Below are 868 nucleotides of genomic sequence, written 5' to 3' on the forward strand. Positions count from 1 at the left end.
GCGGTGTGCATCTTGTGACGACGCTCAGCCTCGGCGTAGCGGTTCTCCCACTCTTCACGCTGCTTGTCGAAGCCCTCGAGCCATTCGTTGGTCTCGGGATCGAAGCCCTCGGGGAAGATGTAGTTGCCCTGCTCGTCGTAGCTGTCCGCCATGCCGTACTTGGACGGATCGAACTCGGCGTTGTAGTCCTCGTTGGCCTGCTTCAGCGACAGCGAGATGCGACGACGCTCGAGGTCGATGTCGATGACCTTGACGAGCGCATCGTCGTTGACGCCGACAACCTGGTCCGGGACCTCCACGTGGCGCTCGGCCAGCTCGGAGATGTGGACGAGGCCTTCGATTCCCTCTTCGACGCGCACGAAAGCACCGAACGGAACCAGCTTCGTGACCTTGCCGGGCACGATCTGGCCGATGGCGTGCGTGCGGGCGAACTGACGCCACGGGTCTTCCTGCGTCGCCTTGAGCGACAGGGAGACGCGCTCGCGGTCCAGGTCGACGTCGAGAACCTCGACGGTGACCTCGGTGCCGACCTCGACAACCTCGGACGGGTGGTCGATGTGCTTCCAGGACAGCTCGGACACGTGCACCAGGCCGTCGACGCCGCCCAGGTCCACGAAGGCACCGAAGTTGACGATGGAGGACACGACGCCCTTGCGGACCTGGCCCTTCTGCAGCTGGTGCAGGAACTCGCTGCGAACCTCGGACTGCGTCTGCTCGAGCCATGCACGGCGCGAGAGGACGACGTTGTTGCGGTTCTTGTCGAGCTCGATGATCTTGGCCTCGATCTCCTTGCCGACGTACGGCTGCAGATCGCGGACACGGCGCATCTCGACGAGCGAAGCGGGAAGGAAGCCACGCAGGCCGATGT

Annotated in this window: 1 protein-coding gene; it reads right to left on the reverse strand. The window is 64.2% G+C overall.

Annotated elements, in window-relative coordinates; translation table 11 throughout:
• On the reverse strand, positions 1-868 hold an 868-nt coding region (locus AC1D1G_RS45595), incomplete at both ends, for a S1 RNA-binding domain-containing protein (RefSeq protein WP_477956986.1).

It is taken from the genome of Rhodococcus sp. P3_B8 (assembly GCF_056402775.1).